Below are 18249 nucleotides of genomic sequence, written 5' to 3' on the forward strand. Positions count from 1 at the left end.
ATCTTTATGGGTCGGGACAGAAAATGATAAAAATCAGCTTTGGGAAAAAAGAGCTCGGAGTCTCAATCTATATCGCGCAGACTTTCCAAATCTACAATGCGGATGTCGCGGCCCTCAATTTCAATGATGCCATCTTTCTTAAAATCTGAAAGGGTCCTGATAAGGCTTTCCGTAGCAATCCCGGCAGTAGTGGCGAGGTCGTTCCTTGAAATTCGGAGCGGCGCCTCAGGCTTTTTATCCATAATCTCCACAAATTGAAGAATGGTGCTCGCCGTCTTTTTCCTGACTGAACTGTAGGCCATTTTAACCAATTGCTGCTTTATCTCGGAAAGGTTATCGGTCAAAAGATTCATCAATTCCAAGGAAACATCTTGACTTTTCTTGAGAATATCGCGCACATAGGTTTTTGAAATTCCCACAACCTCGGTTTCTTCCACGGCAGTGGCGGTCTCGTTATAGGGAATGTTATCGTCAAAGGAAGTGAAGCCTAAAAAGTCATCGGCTTTGTAGAGTCCCGTAATAAGTTCCTTTGCATTGGCATCCATCGTATGTGTTTTTACTACGCCTTTCAAAATTAGGAACATACTGTTTGAGTGGTCGCCTTTTCGGTAAATTGTTTCTCCCTTTTTATAGTTGGACACTTCGCCTTCATCACAAAAAAAGTTCTTTAGCTGGTTTAGGTTTTGGGGGTTTTCATCGTCCTCGGCATTGTCCTTTTCCTTATTGCTTTCGCGCATGGCCAGAATACTTGCCTTGGCCAACCTGCTTTCAATGGCGCTCAGCAATTCCTGCTCGTCAAAGGGTTTGGTGAGGTAATCGTCCGCGCCCATGTCCATGCCCTTGCGTATTTCCTTATGCTCCGTTTTTGCGGATAGAAAGATAAAGGGAATATGTTTCGTTTTTTCTTCCGAAGCAACACTCTCAAGCACACCGTAGCCATCAATTTCCGGCATCATTATGTCGCAAATAATAATGTTCGGGTTTTCGCTTTTAGCCTTTTGAATGCCAATTTTGCCGTTTGGCGCCGTAAAAACCTTGTATCCGGAAAGCTCCAAAAGTTCGGCGGTGTTTTCTCTTAATGCAGTGTCGTCTTCAATAAGAAGTATTGTCTTCATATTATTCGGTAGTGTTTTTGTTGGGGAAAGTAATGGTAAACGTGCTGCCCTTGCCCTCCTCGCTTTCAAAGATAATGGTGCCGCCGAGACTTTCCAAGTGGCTTTTCACGATGTTCAGGCCAATGCCGGTGCCTTGGTCCAGCAACGCATTTTCAGCCCTAAAATATCTGTTGAAAATATATTTCTGCTCCTTTTCGGGAATGCCCATGCCCTCATCACTAATCTTTATGGTGAGCGCCTCCTTTTCCTTTATAACTTCCACATCAATCAAAGTGTGCGCAGGCGAATATTTTATGGCGTTGTTTATAAGATTGGTAAGCGATAGCTCAAGGATTTTTTCATCAAAATTAACCGAGATATCATCAATATTCTGCGGATAATTTATTCGCTGGCCTTCCTTTAAGAGCATGTTTGCGTTGTAGATTACCTCGTTCACCACTTTGCTCAGCGGGAAGGTATCAAATTTATAAGTGGCCTTCCCTGATTCCAGACGTTCAATGGAAAGGAAGTCATTCAAAATATTATTCAAGTATTTAACTTTACTCTGGATGGTTTTTAAGTGCTTTTCACGCTTGTCCTGTTGATCGGTTTCGGTGTATTTTCCCGCAAGGGTAGCCGAGGTAAGAATGCCGCTCAACGGCGTTTTAAATTCGTGGGAAACCAAGGATAGGAATTTCGTTTTCAATTCGTTCAGCTCCCGCTCCTTGCGCAGTGATTCCAGAATTTTGTATTCCGCCTCCTTGCGTTTGGCCACTTCTTCCTTTAGTTCTTTGATGGTCTGTTTCAGTTCCTTTGTGCGGGCCTCAACTTTTTGCTCCAATTGCATGTTGAGCTCAATAATTTCCCGCTCCTGGCCTTTGCGCACGGAAATATCGGTTACCAGCGCCATCACGTATTTGCTCCCGTAAATCTCAAACGGGTTAAGCCCTGCCTCCACGGGAAAAACGCTGCCATCTTTGCGCCGTCCGTACAGGTCGCGCCCGTGGCCCATTTGGCGCGGGTCGCTTTTTTCCAGGTATTCTTCCACTTGTTGGGTATGGCTGTGCCTGTATTCCCGCGGAATCAACAGATTGATATTCTCGCCCAAAAGCTCTTTGGGGCCATAGCCAAACATGCGGTCGGCAGCCTCATTGGAGGTTACTATTTCCTGCTTTTCGTTAACGATGACTATGCCTTCGGAAATGGCTTCGGAAAGAATCCTAAAAATATTTCCCTTTTTTTCCTCAAATACTTTCACGACGCTAAAATACGCAAATTAAACAGTTTTGGAATAACTGATTTATATCATAGATTAATACAGCTTGGTCTTCTATTTTTACCCTCTAAAACAACCTTGAAAAATTTAATCCTATGGGAACCATGGAGAAGCCACAACTGCTTTTTTACCAAAAAATGGGCGAGCTGTTTTATGCCATAGCCGCCGCCGACAAAGTGGTACGGAAGACTGAATACGATATGTTGAAGAAAATCGTTTCCGAGCAATGGAAAGACCTCGACGATTATGAAGACCCCTTCCATACCGATGCCGCCTACCAAATAGAAGTGGTCTTTGACTGGTTTGATTATGAACAATTGGACGCCAACGACTGCTTTTACAGCTTTGCCGATTATAAAAAGGACAATCCGCAACTCTTTACCGACGAGCGGAAAAAACTGATCTGGAAAACGGCCAACGCCATTGCGGGCTCGTTCGCTGGGAAGAACAAAAGCGAATTGATCATGCTCGCCAAATTGAAAAACTTGCTGAGCCAGTAATCCTAAAAATTTCCTGCCTGTTTTCGGTATAAAAAAGGTTTGCGTATTTTTAAACGATAAATCGAATTAAAATGAAAAACCTACTGCCCTATCTCTTGCTCCTCCTTTTTTTTGGGTGTAAAAACGATCCCAAAAAAGAGGAACCGGACAATGATACCGACTCAATTGAGGAAATAACGGATTCCCTAAAAGTTTCCGACAAAAACCTGGAAAGTCAGCAACAGACGCTCATCCTAAAGCGCAAGGAACTGTTGGAAAAAACAGATTCGCGCGCCGAAATGGAAAATCTTTTGATTTCCAAATCGTTCAAAAAGCAGGGCGACCATTATCTTTTGGATTTTAAATACCCCTACCTCAACGAGAAGATCAAACCGCAGTTTGAAAATTTCAACGAATACATCAGTAAATATTATCTGGATGCCAAAGGTGTGGAGAAACAGATTTTAGAGGAAAAACGGCTCTGCGATTCCTTGGGAATTCCCAAACAGAACGAATTGCGGAAGGTGGATTACAAAATATACAACCTCAACGACCGGCTCATCAGCGTGCTTTTTTACAAAGAAAACCACTACACAGGTGCCGCCCACGCGGCCTATACGTTTGAGACCATGAATTTTGATCTGGAAAGGGCGGTATTTATGAATTATGAGGATTTTTTCAACAATGGTTCCGAGGAAGAATTGCGCGAGATTTTAAATACGCTTTTAAAGGAAAAAATCAATTCCGGCGAAATGTACTACGATTGCTGGGCCATTTCCGCAGATGATTTCTTCGATGCAAAAAACAATTTTGTAATCAACGACGATGTAGTAGAGTTCTATTTTGACGACTGCGTAATCTGCCCCTCCTATACGGGAACCTATTCCATCCAGATTCCGATGGAAATGCTGATGCCCGTTTTGCGAAAGTATAAAAAGAATCCGTTGATTGGTTGATTTATTAGAAAAGAGAAGAAAGAGGAAAGAGAAAAGAAATAAAATTTATAATAATTGTTCCAATGAAAAGCAATTTTAAAGACATCATAAATTCGGAAACGCCCGTCCTTGTCGACTTTTTTGCCGATTGGTGCGGTCCTTGCAAAATGCTGGCGCCCATTCTGAAACAGGTGAAGGATGAATTAGGCGACGACGTAAAAATCGTAAAAATAGACGTTGACAAAAACCAGCCCCTGGCTGCCCAATTTCAGGTGCGTGGGGTGCCCACGATGATTCTTTTTAAAAACGGCAAGCAACTTTGGCGACAGAGCGGCGTCCTGCAGAAAAACGAACTGGTTTCCATCATCAATCAACATAAAAATTGATGGAACTGAGCCAATATATAGACCACACCCTACTAAAAGCCACTGCTACGCCCGAAGACATTATAAACCTTTGCAATGAAGCAAAAGAACACAACTTTTATGCGGTTTGCGTAAACAGTTGTTACGTATCCTTAGCTGCAGAAAAATTAAAAAATAGCGACGTAAAAGTAGCTTCGGTCGTGGGTTTTCCTTTGGGTGCAAGCAGCCTTCACGCCAAGGTTTGCGAGGTCGAACAAACTATAAAGGACGGTGCCGATGAAATTGATATGGTGCTGAACATCGGTTTTTTAAAAGCCGAAAGGTACGACGAGGTGCAGAATGAAATCGCCGGTGTAAAAAAAGCCATTGGCGACCGAACCTTAAAGGTAATTCTGGAAACCTGCTATTTAACCGATGCCGAAATACGGACAGCCTGCCATATTTCAAAAAAGGCAGGTGCCGATTTTGTAAAAACCTCCACAGGCTTCGGATCCGGCGGTGCCACGGAAGAGGCCGTGAAAATAATGGTTGCCGAAGTAGGCGATAGTTTAAAAGTAAAAGCCTCCGGCGGAATAAAAGATGCTGCCACCGCCAAGAAATATATAAAATTGGGCGTGAGCAGAATCGGCACTTCCTCGGGAATCGAGATTGTAACGGCCACCAAAAAAGACACAGATGAGCACACATATTGAAGCCAAGCCCGGAGAAATTGCAGAATCCGTTCTGCTGCCCGGCGACCCGTTGCGCGCCAAATGGATTGCGGAAACCTTTCTCGAAAACCCCAAATGTTACAATGACGTGCGCGGTATGTTGGGCTATACCGGAACTTTTAAGGGAAAACCTATTTCAGTACAGGGAACGGGCATGGGTATTCCTTCGGCTTTGATTTACTGTCACGAACTTATAAACGATTACGGCGTAAAAAACCTGATACGCGTTGGTTCGGCGGGAAGCTATCAAAAAGATATCAATATTCGCGATATTGTGATTGCGATGGCGGCATCCTCCACTTCGGGCATCAACAACACCCGCTTTGTAAACTGCGACTACTCGCCCACCGCCGATTTTGACCTGTTTATGAAAGCCGCGCTTTACGCACGGGAAAAAAACATTCCCATTAAGGCCGGAAACATACTTTCCAGCGACCAGTTTTATGAGGATGACTTCAACAATTATAAGAAATGGGCCGAGTTCGGCGTGCTTTGCGTAGAAATGGAAGCTGCCGGACTTTACACCATAGCGGCAAAATTCAATGTGAAGGCCTTGGCCATTTTGACCATATCAGATAGTCTGGTAACGGGGGAAAGCACCACAGCCGATGAACGCGAGGGCAGTTTTTCAAAAATGATTGAAATTGCCTTGAATACCGTTCTTTAAAAAATAAAAAACAGGAACCCAAAATTAGAGTTCCTGTTTTAAATCGTTAATTGTTGTCGATAGCAATTAACTAAATTAACTATACTTTAAAGGTCATTACCGGCAAGTCGGAATGGTTTACCACATCCTCACCTATGCTGCCTGAGAAGAAGTGCGCCAGCCCTTGGCGGCCCTGTGTGGGCAGGGCGATAATATCGGCATTGCTCACTTGGCTGTAGCCGAAAATTCCCGCTTCCACAGAATATTCGTTATACTGTACCACCTTGTTTAAAGTTTCCAGTGGGTTCTCTTCGCCCGCGCTCTTTAAAAAGTTGAGGATGCGTTTTTCTATTTCGCGGGTACTGCGGAAATCGCCCGCCAGGTTCACATAGAGCATTTGCATTTCAATTCCCAAATCTTCAAACATTTTTTGGGCGCGCTGGTAGGGACCAATTGAGTTTTCCAAAAAGTCGCAGGCAAAAACCCCAACTTCCGGGTTGAAATATTCATGACGGTGCTTTATCACCAAAACGGGGATTTCGGAAGTGCGGACTACTTTTTCGGTATTGCTTCCCACAAAAACCTCCTTAAGACCAGAACTGCCGTGCGAGCCCATGATAATTAAATCTGCTCCAAACTCGCGGGCCACATCGTTCAATTCACTAAAAATTTTATAATTGTGGACGGCATCGGTTACGGTTACGTCTTTTAAATAATCTTTATCGAGAAATTCGGCAAAACGCTTTTCTGCCAATTTCATGTAAAACATCGCCTCAAAAGCTTCCTTGCTTTCATCGCGTGTTAAGACTGCGTCGCTAAGACCCATCATATGAACCGCAACAATTTCAGCATTTTGTTTTTTCGCAATATTTGCTGCAACTTCCAATGCATAGTCTGAATGTTCGGAAAAATCTACGGGAACTAATATTTTTTTCATGTTTTTGATCTTTTAGTGGGTTGAGAATTTAGCCTTGCGTTTTTTAAGCTGTTTTTCAAGGTCCGAAATTGTTTCTTTTGCGGCTGCCTCAAACGTAGCCTCTTTTGATGTTGCAAAAATTTTCGGTCCCGGAAGGCTCAATTCCATTTCGCAAATATTGCCTTTGCCGTAAACGTTGTTTTCCAACTTAAAGCTTACGTCGGCCCTAATTAGCCAATCATACTTTTCAGCAAGTTTTTGAAGTTTTTTTTCAACATAATCGTTCATTGCCTCGCTGGTGGGCATTTTCACATACTGAATGTTTATAGTCATGATACTCTGATTTTTTTATTCATCTCAAATATATCCAGAATTTGCGGGTTTTAAAATGACCAAAGTCATATTGTACCTGTATTCACAAAAAAACCCGCTTACAATTTTCTGCAGCGGGATTTGGATTTATTGAATTTAAAGCGAAACTTTAAGCGCAGCAGCTATCCCCTTCGTCCTTCACGCCAAGTTTTTTAAGGATTTTTTCCATCAAACACCATTTTGTAAATGACGATTGCAAGAGGTTGACGCCCACAAAACCTGTAAACCACAACCAGTTTATGTTTACATATACAGCCAACAAAAGGCTGATTAAAATGAAAGTTCCGGCAATTGCCCTGATATACCTGTTTATCATACTATTGAATTTTAGTGATTAGTGAATCGGGATTCGTAAAAGAAAAAGCCTGAACCCCTAACTCATAATTGTTAATTGCTAATTGTAAATTGCTAATTGATTAAATACTCCGTTCTATGGGTACTACCACCGCATGGATCGGGTTGTTGGTTTCAAGATTTTTATTGAATTCTTTTACCAAACTGAAAAAAGAATCAATCTTTTCATCTTCAGTGAAGGAGAAAAACATACTGCTGTCCGCGCCTCCTTTTTCCGATGGAAACCAACTGGAATTCATCATAAAGGAAGACGCATTTTTATAGCCCTCAATATCGGAACCGCTATAGCTCTCAATATTCGCTTGTTTAAAAAGTCGCAGCACGTCTTTCTGAAATTCGTCCACAACGGTTACTATTAGTAGTTTCATTGGGTTATTTTCTATTTTTTATTGTTATTGTTTATTGTTATTGTTTATTGTTATTATTTATTCAAAGTCATACAAACCTGACTGTCTTACGTCTTACGTCCTACGTCTTATGTCTTAAGTCTTTTTTCTTTATTTCTTATTTAAATCTCAAATCTCACCTCTCAAATCTCACCTCTCCCGTCTATTTTCAATCATATAATAAACCAACGGCACTACAAGCAAAGTCAGTACTGTAGAAACAATAGTTCCGCCCATCAGCGAAATGGCAAGTCCTTGGAAAATTGGGTCAAAAAGAATTACAAAAGCGCCAATTACCACCGTTCCCGCAGTCAATAAAATTGGGGTTGTCCGTACGGCGCCCGCTTCTATTACGGCTTGTTTTAACGGAATTCCCTCTGCGGTTCGCAGGTTAACGAAGTCTATCAGCAGCACCGAGTTCCGCACCATAATTCCCGCCAGTGCAATCATCCCGATAAAGGAGGTGGCCGTAAAGAACGCGCCCATAATCCAGTGGCCTAGCACGATTCCTATCAACGAAAGTGGAATGGCAACCATCATAACAACAGGTGCCTTAAAGTTTTGGAACCAACCTACAATCAATATGTAAATGATGATGATTACACCCAAAAAGGCAATCCCCAAATCGCGGAATACTTCCAGTGTAATCTGCCATTCCCCATCCCACTTTACGGTGAAATCGTCTTCATGTTCGGGTTGCTGTAAATACAGTTCGTTCATTTTGTAACCCGTGGGCAACTCAATTTCATTAAGCTTGTCCGTCATTCCCAATATGGCGTAAACAGGACTCTCGAGTTCTCCCGCCATATCCGCCAACACATAAACCACCCGTTTTTGGTTTTTGCGATAAATACTCTTGGCGCGTGTGCTTTCTTGAACAGAAACCAAATCGCCCACAGAAAGCATATTGCCCTGTTTGGAAGCAATCTTCAACTGCGAAATATCCTGGATGGTGGATTTTTCCTTTTCATCCAAAGCAAGCAATATTCCCACCTGATTGGTGGCGTTTTCATCGTACAGATGGGTTACTGGCCTATCCGAAAGCGCCATATTCATCGTATGGACAATCTGCTGTGGTGCCACGCCGTAGCGCATGGCTTTTTCCTTGTCAATGATAAATTCGTACTCCATTTGGTCGGCTTCTACCATCCAGTCCACATCAACCACATCCTGGGTTTCGTTCAAGATGTTTTCTACCTTTTTGGCCACGGCAATCTGCTGGTCGTAGTCAGGACCATAAATTTCTGCTACGATAGTTGATAGCACGGGTGGTCCGGGCGGTACTTCCACGATCTTCACATTGGCGCCAAACTTCTTTCCAATTTTCTGAATACCGGGTCGCAGTTGTTTGGCAATGTCGTGGCTTTGGTCGCTGCGGTCTTCCTTGCCTACCAAATTCACTTGGATATCGGCCATATTGCTACCCCCACGAAGGTCGTAATGGCGGACCAAACCGTTAAAGGTTATCGGAGCCGAAGTGCCCACGTAGTTTTGATAATTTACAACCAAGGGCTGTGTGGAAAGGTATTGTCCAATTTCGCGGGCAACCACTGCTGTTCTTTCCAAAGTAGTTCCCTCCGGCATATCGATCACTACCTGCATTTCGTTTTTATTGTCGAAAGGCAGCATTTTTACGGCAACCGATTTGGTAAAGAACATTGCCACAGACCCCAACAGCAACAGCACGGTAACTCCCAAAAACAGCCAGCGCGTCTTTTTGTTTTCAATCAAAGGGGTTTCAAGTTTTGAATAGATGCGGTAGATAAGCGTGCTTTCCAAAGGTTTTTCTTCTTTTGGCGCTTTTCCTTTCCCACCACGGCGGGCAGGCTTTTCTTTTTCTCTTAGGAAAATGTAGCCCAAATAAGGTGTTATCGTTAAAGCCACAAACAACGAAAGTATCATTGCAATGGAAGCCCCAATTGGCATTGGCGACATATACGGCCCCATCAACCCAGAAACGAAAGCCATAGGCAAGACGGAAGCGATTACGGTAAAGGTTGCCAAAATGGTCGGGTTTCCTACCTCATTTATCGCATAAATAGCGGCCTGCTTAAACGGCAAGCGTTTCATCTTAAAATGCCGGTGCATGTTTTCGGCTATGATGATGGAGTCGTCCACCACGATTCCCGTTACAAACACCAAAGCGAAAAGTGTGATCCGGTTCAGCGTATAATCAAGCAAATAATAACTCAAAAGTGTCAAGGCAAACGTAATTGGTACTGAAAGAAATACTACCAAACCACCGCGCCAGCCCATTGCGAGCATTACAATCAAGGTAACGGCAAGGATTGCGCCTATCAGGTGCATCAACAATTCCGAAACTTTTTGGGAAGCGGTTTCCCCGTAATTTCTCGTAATTTCTACGTGAACGTCGTCGGGGATTAGGTTGCTTCGCAGATGGTCAACCTTGTCGATAATCACATCGGCAATTTTCATTGCATCGGCACCTTTCCGCTTTGCTACCGAAATGGTTATGGCGGGATATTCGGAAGGATACTTTGAAGCATTTTCACCAGCGCCTCCAAACCCAAACGAAACATATTGTCTTGGGATTTCGGGGCCATCAAAAATAGCCGCGACTTGTTTTAGATAAATGGGTTGGTTCTGCTGTACGCCCACTACCAAGTTTTCAACATCGGTTGCGGATTTTAGGAAATTTCCCGTTGTAACCAAAAACTCCGTATCGTTCTTATCAAAACTGCCCGAGCCCAGTTGCTGGTTGTTTGCCTTTATCATTTCGGCAACGCCCAAAAAGTCGAGACCGCTGGCAGCCAGTTTGTCCTTATCCAACACTACGCGCAACTGCCTGTTTCTACCGCCAATTTTATCGGTCAGGGAAACTTCATTTACCTTTTCAATTTCTTGGGTAAGTTCATCGGCAAGCTGCTTAAGCTGGAAATCGTCGTAATTCTCGCTCCACAGCGTTATCCCGAGCATCGGCACATCATCTATGGCACGCGGTTTTACAAGCGGCATGGTAACGCCTGGAGGCATTAGGTCCATATGCTTGTTCATTTCGTTGTAAAGTTTTACGAAGGAGCGCTCAATATCCTCGCCCACATAAAACTGTACAATTACCATCGCCCCTTCCTTGGAAGAAGTGGAATACACATACTCCACCCCGGGAATGTTGGACACCAATTTCTCCAAAGGTTTTACCACCCTCGATTCCACTTCGGTCGGGGAGGCGCCGGGGTAGCCCACGAAGATGTCGGCCATGGCCACATCAATCTGCGGTTCTTCCTCGCGCGGTATCAAAAACGAACTGTAAACGCCAATGACCATAAACACAATCATCAACAGTACCGTAAGCTTTGAGCCTATAAATAACTTGGCAATTTTGCCTGCTAATCCGTCCTTCATCGTTATTGTTTAATGGTTACTTTCGCTCCGTTAAAAAGTTTTCCTTCGGAAGAAATAATATAGTTTTCATCAGCGGCAAGGCCCGAAAGCACTTCCACATTATCGCCAAACGTGCGACCAAGGCGCAACCAGCGCAGTAAGGCGGTATTGCTTTGGCTCACCGTGTAAATGCCCGTCAATTGTCCGCGTTTTACCAAGGCCTCCTTTGGCACCATAACCGTGGTAACATCTGTTTTCTTTTCTATGGGAAACTGAACCGTAGCGTACATACCTGAAAGAATATCGGCATCGGTTTTGTCCAATACCACTTTCACCAAGTACTGCCCGCCCGTGTTTTTAGCGGAAGTGCTGACCTCGGTAACCGTTCCTGGTAATGTTTTATCTGAAGATTTTACAATTACTTGCACTTCCGTTCCAGATTTTATTTTTGAAATCTCACTCTCTGGCACCGAAGCCGTTACTTCAAAATTCCCTGGTCCTTCCACTGAAATCAATGGCACCCCGGGATTTGCCATATCGCCTGCCTCAATGAATTTATTGGTAACCACGCCGCTAAAAGGAGCGCGAAGGTTTACATAGGCAAACTGCGATTGCACTTCGTTCTTCATCTGTTTTGCGCCTTCCAATCTGGCCTTTGCCATTTCGTATCGGGCGCGTTGGTCGTCGAGTTCCTTTTGGCTTGCGCTGTTTTCAGCAAATAGGTTTTGGAAACGTTGGTAATCCTTTTGGGCATTGTTAAAAGCAGCTTGCGCTTCGGTAATCCCGGCACTGGTCTGTGCTTGTTTTGCAGAAAGGTCTGAATTGTTGATGCTGACCAACAATTGTCCTTTTGCCACCTTGTCGCCCACATTTACGTGCACATTATCCACAAAGCCCATCATCCGGGTGCTGAGGGTAGCGCTATTGGCGGCCTCAATCTTGCCGCTGGCGGTTAAAAACGGCGAATTATTTTCCGCAGCTACCGAACTTACAGTTACCGACACTGCAGGAGTATTATCTATATTTTTTTCTTCGGAAGCATTGCCGCAACTGGCTAGGCTTAAAACTCCGAGGAAAAACAAACTTGTGTATAGTGACTTCATATAAATATTTTTTAAATCTTTTTTGATACTGTATTTAATTTTGATTTTTGGGTTTCGATTTCGTCTGTCCCCCTAGCCCCCAAAGGGGGAATTTTATTCGGGTACATATGTAAATTATTTTTAATTTCCTTCCGATTGCTATCGGGATCAATTTCATTAGTTTTTAGTTAAAAATTGAAGGTATGCCAAGGCGTAATTATGCTGAAATACGGTATTGAAATACTCCAGTTGTTTTTGCGAATACTGCGTCTCGGCCATTAACAGATCTGTGGTTTTCTCCAGACCTTCCTTAAATCTGTTGGTGCGGATTCTAAGTGCTTCTTTTGATTGCTCCAATGCCAGTTCGGTCAATTTTAAATTGTTTTGCGCATCTTGGAACATCCGCTTGGCCTTGTTCAACTCCAATTGGCTTTCGGCCTTATATTGCTCCAATTCCAGATTTGCCTTATAGAATTCGGCCTTGCTTTTTTGGGTCTTTCCGAAGCGTTTTGAGCCTTCAAAGAGATTCCAGCTAAGGGATGCGCCAAATAAATAACCATTGGCATCGGCCTGAAATATTTCATCATCATAAAGCTCATAACTTCCAAAAGCATTCAGTCTTGGCAAAAACGTCATTTTATCGGCCTTGTAATTTTGTTTGTAGGCTTCGGCGGCAAATTCCATCGCCTGAATATCGGCCCTGGAATCGGATAGGGTTTCCGCAGCATTCAATTCCGAAGCAACCATTAAGGAATCCGTTGGTTTTAAAACTCCCCCAACTTCCTCGTTCATAAGTACGGCAAGATATTCCGAAGCGTTTATCACGTTGCTCTTGGCGTATTGCAATTGATTTTCCACTTCGGTAACTCGTACTTGCACCGCAAGCACATCGCTTTGTTGCAGATAACCCTGCTTAAAACTGTTGTTTGCCAAGCGCAGGTTTTCATTCGCCGCATTTAGAGCGGTCTCCAAAACGGCTACGCTCTTATACGCCAACTGCAACTGCATATAGGCCTTTTCGGTTTCCAGGGCAAGGTAATCGCCCGTGCGCGCCAACTGCATCTGGGTAGCTTCCCATTTTGCCTTTGCGGCTTTTCGCTGGAAGATACCATCCATATTTATCAGCGGCTGCTGCACCTCAAGCTTTGTGGTAAACATATTGATCTGGGAGGGATCATTCAGTTTGTTCGGGTCAAAATCGGCTTGGGTCACTATTTCCTGGTTCAGTTTAAACCCAAAGGCCATCAACGGATTGGTGGTGGCCATTCCGCTGTGCGAGGCTGTAATATTGGGAAGGAACACGGCGTTCGTCTGGTTGAAATCGCCCTTGGCGGCAAGCACCTGCTGTTCGCCTATCTTCAGTTTGTTGTTTTGTTGGACCACCTTTTCCAGCACTTCGGCCTTGGAAATGGGAACGGTTTGCTGCGCAAAAACCATCGCTGGCAGCAACCCGATTAGTGTAACTATATTTTTAATCTTCATTTTAATAATTAATTTGGTGCAAACATACGTTAGAAATCGAGCTTGGTCAGTAACTAATGTTACCAAAGAAGTATTGATAGTGGGTAGTGGGTATTAGGTATTAGGTATTAGGTGGTAGGTAGTGAATGTTGAAAATTGATAATTGAATATTAAAAATTAATCTCTCAACCCTACCCTATTATATCAAAAAGAGACTGCCTATTAAGACAGCCTCTTCACTAACCAAATAAATCTGCACTTATTAGGAACGAACCAACCACGAAACGTCCCTAAATACTTTTAATAACCTTGGTCAATTTTTTTTGTACGTCCTTGGCTATTTCCGCCAAGGAGTCATTTTCCACCGCCATCATGGAAGCCGCGGGATCTACCGCCGAAACCTCAACAATGCCAGGCTCGCGTTCCTGCACTATCACGTTGCAGGGCAGCATAGTGCCAATCTTGTTTTCGGCCTGTAATGCCTGATGTGCCATTTGTGGGTTGCAGGCGCCGAGGATGGTGTAATTGTAAAAATCGGCATCCAACTTCTTTTTTAGGGTGGCCTTTATATCTATTTCGGTCAACACGCCGAAACCTTCCTCCTTTAAAGCTGCCGTTGTCTTGTCAATGGCCTCCTTAAAAGTGGTGTTTTTTAATGTTGTACTGATGTAATAACTCATAGCTTTAGATTATTTAATTTATTTGAACAATCTGGTACAAAGGTAAGATTGCTGTTTGGGAAGTTCTGTAACAAAGATTACACAACCGAAGATTTTTAATTGTTTGTTGAATAAATCCTATTAAGGATGTCTTGGAAGTTCAACGTAAACTTTTCTTGACGTAGGACTATAGGACGTAGGACGTAGGACTTGGGCCGAAATGGATTCTTTCTATATTTCTCATAGGTAAAGCGAGTCCTACGTCTTAAGACCTATTGTATTGTTTCAAGACACTCACATTTCAAATTTAACATCTCCCGTCTCAAGTCTCACGTCTCACGTCTCACCTCTCAAATCTAACATCTAACCTCAATTCGCCGGGGTAATCATAATATGCGACCGGTGCGTGCCCGCATCCATCAGCCAGGGCATGCCGGGGGCTTGGGGTTTGGTGGGTAGGCCAGTGCTTTCGCCTGTCATATAAGGTTTGTAGATTACGTAGCGTATCTTGCTTTTAAGAAGTTCGCCCGTTTCGGCGCTATAGTCGCCTTCCTCGCCGGCCAGCACATAGACCATTGCGGGTTCCTCGGGCATTTTAAGCATGCCCGCCTCTATTTCGGCCTTTCTGATCTGCTGCTTTTCCTCGTTTGATTTTCCTTCGGCCACCAACTCACGGCCACGGGCCATAAAGGGTTCCAGTTCGGCGCCGTAACAGGCTACGCTAATGCCCGCCTTGTTAGGGTCGTCTGCCAGGCATACCATGCCGTTGTTGCCCTCGCGCAGGGTGACGAGTTTTCCTTCTTGATTATAGCCCAGAACCGTGGCATCTTCTCGATACATTTCGGGGGCAGCCAGGACGGCGGTCTTAATCTGTATGTCTTTTGGAAGGATCTTGTTTTGGGCGAAGGTGGAGAACGCCACTGCCAAAACGAAAAGAGTCATTAGTTTTTTCATAGTCCGTAGATTTTAAAAGTGAAGGCTTAAGATACGGATTTTTTGGGGGATTATGGGAGTGGGTTGCCCTTGGAAATTATATGCCCATTGGTTTATAAAGACACTATGGCTTTGGCATGGCCTATTTATGCTTTTATACGGTTAATGGTTATTCGTGAATCGTGAATTGTTATTCGAGAATCGTGATCGTGTTACCCGTTCTAAAATAACTATACAGGTTAATAAAGCTATGCTGTTAAATGCCCTATTTGCAGACACTTTGCAAACGGGTGCCAAGTAGATTAGATGGAAGTATAAGCGTTATTTACAGAAGCCCTAATGTTGGAAGGCTACATATTTGTTGTTTATTTTAGGACTATTTTTTTTGTAGCTACTCCCTTGTCTGTAATAATCTTTAATAAATAAATTCCGGGGGAATTGCTGCTTAGATCAATTTCGTTTTTATCGGTGGTTTTTACACAAACGCCATTCACATTATAAATTTCAATTTTTTGTAAGGCAGTGCTTTTAATCATTAAAAGCCCTGAAGTAGGATTTGGGTACACAGCAATTTCATCTGCTATATATTCTGCTACACCTAAAAAATCATCTATCATTTGTGCATATACAGCATCTCCTAAGTTATTTACAAGAACGTTTTGCCCTGAGTTGTAGATAAATTCCTCATCAAATCTACCTGCATATAATAACTCCCCATTGCTATAATCTATATAATTTGTAAAATGAGATCCTGCAAATTCCGTAACCCAGCGCACTTGTTGGTGCTTATCCATTCGTACTATAAAACCTGTGGTGTTGTTAAGGGTTACCGTTCCAGGTGCTATCCCCAAGGTACCACCATCTAGACACCACCCTGATACATATGCAATATCATATTCATTAAAAGTTATGGAGTAAAGCCTAAGGTCATAGGGTGCAGGATAGGTATGTTCGGAAATAACCGAACCGTCACTGTTATAAAAACCAACCAATCCTTCGGGATCCATACCCACGGTAGTGCCACACACTCCCATAATTCCCGAGTCACTGATAGCTAATGAAGTACAACTTGAATAACCATAATTGTCCTCGACCAGCACTAGCTGCATCCAATTCTGAATTCCATCCAGCTCATAGGAAATAAGTAAGGCAGCATTATCGGTGAGGCCGTTACTGGGCATTGGCACCCCGTCAAAAAACACCTCGCCCTCCCCCAGTGCCAAAACAATAAGCTCATTGGTTTGGGGGTTAATTTCTAAATCATGCCCATAGGCAAAGGTATTGTGCGGAAGCCCCCCAGCACGTTTGCCCCACATAATAGTTCCATCGGGTTGGTATTTTGCTAAAAGATAGTCGGTGGTAGTACCGCTAGAAGGATTTGTTAAGGTAATGCTACCACCAAGCGTTATCGTTTGGCGAAAGTACCCCGTTATATACACATTGCCATCCACATCTGTGGTAATGCCACGAAAGGAACTGCCTACAGTGCCCGAGTCGTGCCATAGATATTCCCCATCCCCATTAACTTTAATCAGTACCGCTTCCCCACCATATTGGCCAATAGAATTTATGCCACTTAAAACCATTCCGTTATATCTAAAGCTGCTACCCGTTGCCCTAATGCTTAGGTAGATATCCCCAAAAGGGTCAATATGCAAATCTTGCGCCTCATCATAATAAATGGCGTCATTTGCACCCAGCGGTCGCATCCAAACCAATTGTTTGTTAGGGTCTAGTTTGGCAAAAAATGCGTCCCCGTCACCATTTGACGCATAGGTTACTCCCTCATACTCAAAAAAGTGCTCAGTGGTATAGCCTAAAATAAAAGTGTTTCCCAACGCATCCTTTGCTATTTTTATACCGTATTCATAGCCATCTCCGCTTACTGGGGTTGCCCAGTTAAATTCCTGGGCCTGCACACTTACTAGCTGAATCATTAAAACAAGATAAATAAGCGCCTTGGTTCTTATGCTGATTGGTTTTTTCATTTGGGGTATGGTTTATTCTATGAATGGTTAGCTTGTTTGTTTTAAAACCCAATAGTATTTTCAACTATGCCTATAAGCGTTATGGCTATTTCCCAAAATCTTAAAAGGTTTTATTTCCATTGAGCAAAAGGCCAAATATAATGATATTTGGCTATTTTGAAAGTGGGGATATACGATTTACAAATAACAGTGCTTTGAAGTCCAAATCAACATACTGCTGTCACACTGAGCAGCCTGTCCTGAGCGGTAGCTTGCCCTGAGTTTACCGAAGGGAAGGGCAGTCGAAGTGCTTTGAAGTCCAAAACAATATCGTTATAACCGAGGGGTTCGACTTTAGTTTATTCTGAGCGCAGGCGAAGGGCTCACCCTGACATCCTGCTTACCTTGACACTTCCCCTGTCTCCCGCTAGTGCGCGATTGTATCGCGTTCCTTTCCGTCTCAACCATAATAACGAAATACCACAATACCATCCAATAATCCTTTTTCCTTTGCATAATCTGCACATCTTTCTATCCTCCAGCCTTTTCTCCTTTTGGCACGAGCTACTACCATCGAGGCAAAGAACTACGGTAATTAGTACGTCCCCTAATTTACCGCTTCAAAGAATTTTTTATCCCCCTCCCCTTTAGCATCTTGTATGCCAATACTTAAATCCCCCCGCTAGTGCGCGATTGTATCGTGTTCCTTTCCGTCTCAATCATAATAGCGAAATACCACAATACCATCCAATAATCCTTTTTCCTTTGCATAATCTGCACATCTTTCTATCCTCCAGACTTTTCTCCTTTTGGCACGAGCTACTACCGTCGAGGCAAAGAACTACGGTAATTAGTAAGTCCCCTAATTTACCGCTTCAAAGAATTTTTTATCCCCCGCCAATAGAAGCAAAGTATATATCTTTATATCAGCCGGTTTGTGCTAGTTATTGAATCTTTTCATCATTTAATTCTGTAGCCGCCATATTTGCAATTAATGAATACCCTTTAGGAATGGTTTTACTATTCTTTAAAAGTTCCTTCAGTTTTTCAAGGGCTGCTTCAGCCTGTACAAGATCGTTTTGCAACAACCAATATTCCCCTAAATATAGATAACCGTAAAGTTTTTCTATATCCTCTTTGTCAGATGCAAGCAATGCATCCAATAGTGGTTTCACTTTAGCATCATTTTCAAAATTGTCATCAAAAAGATACATTCCTATTAGGGAGTAAGAGTTACGTTCCCGGTTTTCTTTTTCTGCTTCTTCAGAATAA

Annotated in this window: 18 protein-coding genes; 5 read left to right on the forward strand and 13 right to left on the reverse strand. The window is 43.2% G+C overall.

All coding sequences use genetic code 11. From position 1 onward, the window contains the following. Positions 1-62 precede the first annotated feature (62 nt). On the reverse strand, positions 63-1115 hold the full coding sequence (locus tag LS48_RS01710; protein WP_062619325.1) for a response regulator: 1053 nt from the start codon (positions 1113-1115) through the stop codon (positions 63-65). 1 nt (position 1116) lies between these two features. After that, the gene (locus LS48_RS01715; protein ID WP_062619327.1) at positions 1117-2352 is read right to left on the reverse strand and encodes a sensor histidine kinase; all 1236 of its coding nucleotides are present in this window, start codon (positions 2350-2352) and stop codon (positions 1117-1119) included. 113 nt (positions 2353-2465) lie between these two features. On the opposite strand from LS48_RS01715, the gene LS48_RS01720 reads away from it, so the two are divergent. From LS48_RS01720 to deoD, 5 genes are all read left to right on the forward strand, one after another. Continuing rightward, positions 2466-2870: a hypothetical protein gene (locus LS48_RS01720; RefSeq protein WP_062619330.1), complete on the forward strand. Its 405-nt coding sequence runs from the start codon at positions 2466-2468 to the stop codon at positions 2868-2870. Between the two features lie 71 nt (positions 2871-2941). Then, the gene (locus tag LS48_RS01725; RefSeq protein WP_062619332.1) at positions 2942-3805 is read left to right on the forward strand and encodes an RsiV family protein; all 864 of its coding nucleotides are present in this window, start codon (positions 2942-2944) and stop codon (positions 3803-3805) included. A gap of 62 nt (positions 3806-3867) precedes the next feature. After that, a complete protein-coding gene (gene trxA / locus LS48_RS01730) occupies positions 3868-4170 on the forward strand; it encodes a thioredoxin (protein ID WP_062619334.1) in 303 nt (100 codons plus the stop codon). Continuing rightward, complete coding sequence (gene deoC, locus LS48_RS01735) at positions 4170-4841, forward strand: deoxyribose-phosphate aldolase (RefSeq protein WP_062619336.1); 672 nt, start codon at positions 4170-4172, stop codon at positions 4839-4841. Before trxA ends, deoC begins: the two co-directional genes overlap by 1 nt. Further along, complete coding sequence (gene deoD / locus LS48_RS01740; RefSeq protein WP_062619338.1) at positions 4825-5526, forward strand: purine-nucleoside phosphorylase; 702 nt, start codon at positions 4825-4827, stop codon at positions 5524-5526. Before deoC ends, deoD begins: the two co-directional genes overlap by 17 nt. Positions 5527-5605: 79 nt before the next feature. Here the strand turns inward: deoD and LS48_RS01745 are convergent, their stop codons facing one another. The 11 genes from LS48_RS01745 to LS48_RS01795 form a co-directional block, all read right to left on the reverse strand. Next, entirely contained in the window at positions 5606-6442 is an 837-nt protein-coding gene (locus LS48_RS01745; RefSeq protein ID WP_062619340.1) for a universal stress protein, read from the reverse strand. Positions 6443-6454: 12 nt separating this feature from the next. Then, positions 6455-6754, reverse strand: a complete 300-nt coding sequence (hpf, locus tag LS48_RS01750) for a ribosome hibernation-promoting factor, HPF/YfiA family (protein WP_062619342.1) — start codon at positions 6752-6754, stop codon at positions 6455-6457. 148 nt (positions 6755-6902) lie between these two features. After that, positions 6903-7109, reverse strand: coding sequence for a YgaP family membrane protein (locus tag LS48_RS01755; protein WP_062619344.1), 207 nt, complete (start codon positions 7107-7109; stop codon positions 6903-6905). A 100-nt stretch (positions 7110-7209) separates the two neighbouring features. Then, the gene (locus tag LS48_RS01760; protein WP_062619347.1) at positions 7210-7515 is read right to left on the reverse strand and encodes a hypothetical protein; all 306 of its coding nucleotides are present in this window, start codon (positions 7513-7515) and stop codon (positions 7210-7212) included. A 168-nt stretch (positions 7516-7683) separates the two neighbouring features. Beyond that, positions 7684-10896, reverse strand: a complete 3213-nt coding sequence (locus tag LS48_RS01765) for an efflux RND transporter permease subunit (protein ID WP_062619349.1) — start codon at positions 10894-10896, stop codon at positions 7684-7686. A gap of 2 nt (positions 10897-10898) precedes the next feature. Continuing rightward, the gene (locus LS48_RS01770; protein ID WP_062619352.1) at positions 10899-11978 is read right to left on the reverse strand and encodes an efflux RND transporter periplasmic adaptor subunit; all 1080 of its coding nucleotides are present in this window, start codon (positions 11976-11978) and stop codon (positions 10899-10901) included. 156 nt (positions 11979-12134) lie between these two features. Next, complete coding sequence (locus tag LS48_RS01775; RefSeq protein WP_062619354.1) at positions 12135-13439, reverse strand: TolC family protein; 1305 nt, start codon at positions 13437-13439, stop codon at positions 12135-12137. Between the two features lie 269 nt (positions 13440-13708). Then, positions 13709-14098 carry a DUF302 domain-containing protein gene (locus tag LS48_RS01780; protein WP_062619356.1) on the reverse strand — a complete coding sequence of 130 codons (390 nt, stop codon included), beginning with the start codon at positions 14096-14098 and terminating at the stop codon, positions 13709-13711. A gap of 348 nt (positions 14099-14446) precedes the next feature. Next, a complete protein-coding gene (locus LS48_RS01785) occupies positions 14447-14839 on the reverse strand; it encodes a hypothetical protein (RefSeq protein WP_235810995.1) in 393 nt (130 codons plus the stop codon). A 536-nt stretch (positions 14840-15375) separates the two neighbouring features. Continuing rightward, complete coding sequence (locus LS48_RS01790) at positions 15376-16998, reverse strand: T9SS type A sorting domain-containing protein (RefSeq protein ID WP_062619360.1); 1623 nt, start codon at positions 16996-16998, stop codon at positions 15376-15378. A 923-nt stretch (positions 16999-17921) separates the two neighbouring features. Next, the gene (locus LS48_RS01795; RefSeq protein ID WP_131807678.1) at positions 17922-18152 is read right to left on the reverse strand and encodes a hypothetical protein; all 231 of its coding nucleotides are present in this window, start codon (positions 18150-18152) and stop codon (positions 17922-17924) included. Positions 18153-18249 lie beyond the last annotated feature (97 nt).

The organism is Aequorivita aquimaris, assembly GCF_001573155.1.
Taxonomy (GTDB): Bacteria; Bacteroidota; Bacteroidia; order Flavobacteriales; family Flavobacteriaceae; genus Aequorivita; species Aequorivita aquimaris.